Annotated in this window: 3 protein-coding genes; all 3 read left to right on the top strand. The window is 66.1% G+C overall.

Translation table 11 applies throughout. The annotated features are described in order from the left end of the window. Positions 1-459 precede the first annotated feature (459 nt). The 3 genes from DB30_RS40275 (at position 460) to DB30_RS40265 (ending at position 4,090) form a co-directional block, all read left to right on the top strand. Entirely contained in the window at positions 460-813 is a 354-nt protein-coding gene (locus tag DB30_RS40275) for a thermonuclease family protein (RefSeq protein ID WP_052559389.1), read from the top strand. A 161-nt stretch (positions 814-974) separates the two neighbouring features. Next, entirely contained in the window at positions 975-1,805 is an 831-nt protein-coding gene (locus tag DB30_RS40270; RefSeq protein WP_052559388.1) for a hypothetical protein, read from the top strand. A gap of 1,892 nt (positions 1,806-3,697) precedes the next feature. Beyond that, positions 3,698-4,090 (top strand): hypothetical protein, encoded by a 393-nt coding sequence (locus DB30_RS40265; RefSeq protein ID WP_052559387.1) that lies wholly within the window; start codon positions 3,698-3,700, stop codon positions 4,088-4,090.

Genomic DNA, 4,090 nt, shown 5'->3' with positions numbered 1-4,090 from the left:
CCGCGCCGTCGGTATCGAGTGGATCGACGACGTCAGGGCCTGGATCGCCTGTCTCACCAGTCCCCCCGTCGGCTGCGACATCGTCCTCTGGGCAGCCAGTTGGCAGCAGTAGGGAGGCGATGATCGCAGCTCTCGGGACGCGTGCGGAACCCACCGCAGAACCATAGGTAGACGCCCCCCCCAAGCAACGACAACCTTTTCGCTGTTCGGGTGCCAGATGGCGCAAGGACCGACTCGCTCTCGCCCGGCCTTACAGTTGGTGATATCTCGATCACGATCGATATCCTGTGATCATGCGAACGCTTGCTCTGGGCGGTATCATCGCCGCTTTCGGTTGCGCCCCCGAGCTTCCACCGCTCGAGTACCGTGGCGAGCGGGTCGTGGTCGGCTCGGATGTCATCGACCAGGTCTGCGGCGGAACACTGGCCCGTCTAGACCGCGAGGTCGTATGGGTCCCAAATGTACGAGTACCAGGCAACCCTCACCAAGGTGATCGACGGAGACACCTACGACCTCGAGATCGACCTTGGCCTGCGCGTCCACACCCACGCGCGCGTACGATTGCGCGGGATCGACACGCCAGAGACCTACGGGGTGCCTCGCGACAGCGAGCAATGGCGCCAGGGCCAGGCCGCCAAGCGCTTCGCCGACGACTGGCTCGCTCAACACGGGCCCGAGCTGCGGGTGCGGACGTTCAAGGATCGCAAGGGCAAGTACGGCCGCTGGCTGGTCGAGATCGAAGACCCGAATACGGGCGACAATCTCAATGATCAACTCGTCGAAGCCGGGCACGCGAAGGTGGTCGACTGGTAGGCGCGTGATGGACCAAAACGCCACAACCGGTGAAAAGTCTACGAAGGCGTCCGCGAGCGGGCGAGAGGCCCTCGCCCGAACTGAGAACAGTCCGACTTAATTGGGCAACACATGAGAAAAGTCGCGGCATCGTCAATGCCGGAACTGTAGCTTGGCCCGCGATGCCAGTCGATCCTTCGACCCTCGATCTCGCCGGCTACAGCTCGCTCTCCGTACTCACACTCACGGGGTGCATCTCGGTCGGCAATAGCCTGATAGAAGCAATGCCTGTGGGCGTCCCGGAGTATGTCAAGGAGGCGGCGCAATCCCTCGCGGATTCGGTCGACGACGCCGAGAATGCGCTGACTGAACGGCTCGACGGTAAAGCAGACATCGGGCTCGAGCGATCCTTCGACGTGCTCGTCGACAATGTCTGGGTCGCGCTCCGAGCCCGGCTCGAGTTTTGGCGGCTCTACCGGCACGACGGTATCGGCCTGCTCAACGCCGAAGAGCGAACCAAGGCCAAGGTCGACGAGCATCTCGAGCTGACACGGGTCGCTGAAGAGCTGCTCGCCCGGCTGTTCGGCGACGGCGTCGAGTTCTTGCGCCTCTCGTATCCGCAGCAGGCCGCACACATGGCGGCGCGCCTGCGCTACATCGAGTCCCGCGGTCTCCAGGCGGAGTTCTCCAAGCTCGTCGGTGCCGAGCCGGCGGCCCTCGCCCACGTCTGCCAGCAACGCTATGAGGCAATGGTCTCCGAACGCACAGCTCGCGACAACGCGGTGACCGTTGACCTTCGCCCGCTACGCGCGAAGATCCGTTGGGCCGCAGAGAATTACGCGAGCCTGCTGATCTCGACGCTGCCCAAGGGTGACGAGGAGTGGAGCAAGACCGTGCTCGCGGCGCTGCAGCCCATGCTCGCCACCGACATCACGCGGACAAAATCCGACGCGGGCGAGGAGAGCGAGGGGGCTGAGCCACCGGTGCCCGTGGATCAGCCCGAGGGCGAATAGCCAACAGGGCTTCGGGTGAGTCGAGCTTGGATCCGAACGGGGCCGCGCTGCCCGGGAGTGGTCCGGGGTTGGATCCGAACAGGGCCGCGCTGGGCGGGAGTGGTCCGGGGTTGGATCCGAACGGGGCCACGCTGCCCAGGAGTGGTCCGGGGTTGGATCCGAACGGGGGTCGCACGGGCCAGAGGTGAGCCGAGCTTGAATTCGAACGCGGCCGCGCTGCCCGGGAGTGGTCCGAGGTTGGATCCGAACGGGGGTCGCACGGGCCGGAGGTGAGCCGAGCTTGAATTCGAACGCGGCCGCGCTGCCCGGGAGTGGTCCGGGGTTGGATCCGAACGGGGCTCGCACGGGCCGGAGGTGAGCCGAGCTTGAATTCGAACGGGGCCACGCTGCCCGGGAGTGGTCCGGGGTTGGATCCGAATGGGGCTCGCACGGGCCGGAGGTGGGCCGAGCTTGGATTCGAACGGGGCCGCACCGGAACGCGACAACCTTCGCGGACTTCCCGCCGACCTCGGCACGGACGGACGATACCCGGACGTACGTCCCGGACGCCCCTGACGCAGGTTCGGCCTACCTTCGCGGACTTCCCGCCGGCCTCGGCACGGACGGGGACTACCCAAGACCATGTCCCGGACGCCCGCGGGCAGGATTGACCTACCTTCGCGGACTTCCCGCCGACCTCGGCACGGACGGGGACTACCCAGGACCATGTCCCGGACGCCCGCGGCCAGGATTGACCTACCTTCGCGGACTTCCCGCCGACCTCGGTACGGACGGGGGCTACCCAGGAGTATGTCCCGGACGCCCGCGGGCAGGATTGACCTACCCTCGCGGACTTCCCGCCGACCTCGGCACGGACGGAGGGTACCCAGACGTATGTCCCGGACGCCCGCAGGCAGTCCCGGGCTACCTTCGCGGACTTCCCGCCGACCTCGGCACGGACGGAGGGTACCCAGACGTATGTCTCGGACGCCCCCGAGCCGTCCCGGGCTACCATCGCGGACTTCCCGCCGACCTGGGTTCGAGCCTGGCAACGATCACGCTGGGCCTCGTTCGCCGGTCCAGCAACCTGCGGGAGATTGACAGGCTTGCGACCACGGGCCGGCTCCCCGAGCCATACCGGAGCTCGGCCAGGCTGGGCGCGTCGAGGTTGCGCGCCACGACAGCCAGACTCACGAGCCGGTTGGCCCGCCAGCTCAGCGCGAGGTCGAGCTGGTTGGCTCGCGTACACGTTCTCGCCCGAGAACGAGCGCGAGTACTGCAGCCCAAACGGCAGGCACGGGACCCAACGCAGCAACGGCACGGCCGCCGCGGTCGCGAACTTTCCAAACGCCGTCGCGCGAGCGTTGCCTGGCACGGCCTGCCGCCGACATCGGGGCGATCGGGCTCGCGCAAAATCGAGCGCGCCTCACCGCCGGCCGCCGTCGCGCGCTCGATCGCCCCCGCCAAGAATCGCGCGCTCGGTCAGAACGAGCCACTACATTTCCCGACCACCCACGAGCCCCATGTGCGTCCGCCCGATCACAGGGCGCCGCGAGTGCGAGCGTACCAAAAAAACAAATAGACCACGTCGACCCACTTGCACTTGCTGTCAATAATTACGCGAACGATGGGAATCACGGGGATGATGACCGCAACAATGACAATGTGACCCCCCGACGTCACAATATGTCTACGAAATGTTCGAACATTGCGGACAGTAAAGATGAACATGTTCACTTGGGGCCAATCACCTGTTCGGCTCGCGTCGAGCTCGCCCCCAGGTCTGATCACCGAATCCGAAATTTCCTCTCAGGAGTAGTCTCATGTCCGAACCCAACTCATCGACGGAACAGTCGGCGACCCTCATTCATTCACTGCCACGTGACCTGGATGGATTTCGCAAATTGGCAAGTATGCTCGAAGACCTCGAAGACGAGGTCAGCCCCCATCTCGACGCGTTCAGCAGCGCGGCGCTCAGCGATCGCGCCGACATCGACCGTGACGCGCTGATCCGCCTGTTTCGCCAGCGTCGCCGCGACCTCGAGATCGCGGTGTTGGTCCTGAGCACGCGGCTGCGCTCGGTCCCGCCGCGCTCCATCTACCCCGGGGGGCTGCTCGCTAGCTTCGTCAGCAACGCGCTGGGCCGCCGCGGCAGCCAGCCACTCAGCGCCCTGCTCGCGGCGCTCGAGCAGCACGACCCTGTCGGCTGGGAGCGGCTCACTGCCAGCTTTGGGGCCCTCGCCGATGCCAGCACGGCGATAGTGACGCAGCCCTCGCCGCTCCACGGCTTGGCGCTGACGGACTGA

The organism is Enhygromyxa salina, from assembly GCF_000737335.2.
In the GTDB taxonomy this organism is placed as follows: domain Bacteria; phylum Myxococcota_A; class Polyangia; order Nannocystales; family Nannocystaceae; genus Plesiocystis; species Plesiocystis salina_C.
This window is presented reverse-complemented; position numbering and strand designations above follow the sequence as displayed.